1 protein-coding gene is annotated in these 494 nt (G+C 37.7%); it reads left to right on the top strand.

Going from position 1 to position 494, the window contains the following annotated elements; all coding sequences use genetic code 11:
• Positions 1-108 precede the first annotated feature (108 nt).
• The coding region (locus B2S90_RS04640; protein WP_286696606.1) for a peptidoglycan-binding protein at positions 109-494 on the top strand (386 nt) is incomplete at its 3' end.

Genomic DNA, 494 nt, shown 5'->3' with positions numbered 1-494 from the left:
ATGCGAAAGGCACAATGGTGCTTCTGAATGAATGTATGATAAAAATGTAGAAAGAATACCGGTATGAATTCTACGTAAAGTAGTTAACAAAATAGGAGGATAGTAATAATGGCAGATGAAAATGTTAGAAAGGCACAGAAATATTTAAACAGCATGTATGGTCATCGTTCTGAATGGGTAAAGCTGGATGAGGACGGCTTGACTGGTACAGGTACATGCAAGGGGATTATCAGAGCCTTTCAGATTGAAAATGGAATCTCTCCAGTAACAGGAACAGTAGGAAATATCACTTTAAATAAAATGAGATCTTTAAGTGATATTTCTAAAATGAATGCTAATGATCCAGGAAATCCAAATGTATGCATTCTGCAGTGCGCATTGTTTGTAAAGGGGTATAATGCTGGAGGAATTACAGGAGTTTATTATACGGCTGGAGTGAATGCTGTAAAGCAGTACCAGGAAGATGCAGGACTTCCAGTAACAGGCATCATTGA

The organism is Catenibacterium sp. UBA627 (assembly GCF_002299355.1).
Taxonomy (GTDB): Bacteria; Bacillota_I; Bacilli_A; order Erysipelotrichales; family Coprobacillaceae; genus Catenibacterium; species Catenibacterium mitsuoka.
The sequence above is the reverse complement of the archived record's forward strand: the minus strand, read 5'-3'. Positions and strand labels throughout refer to the sequence as shown.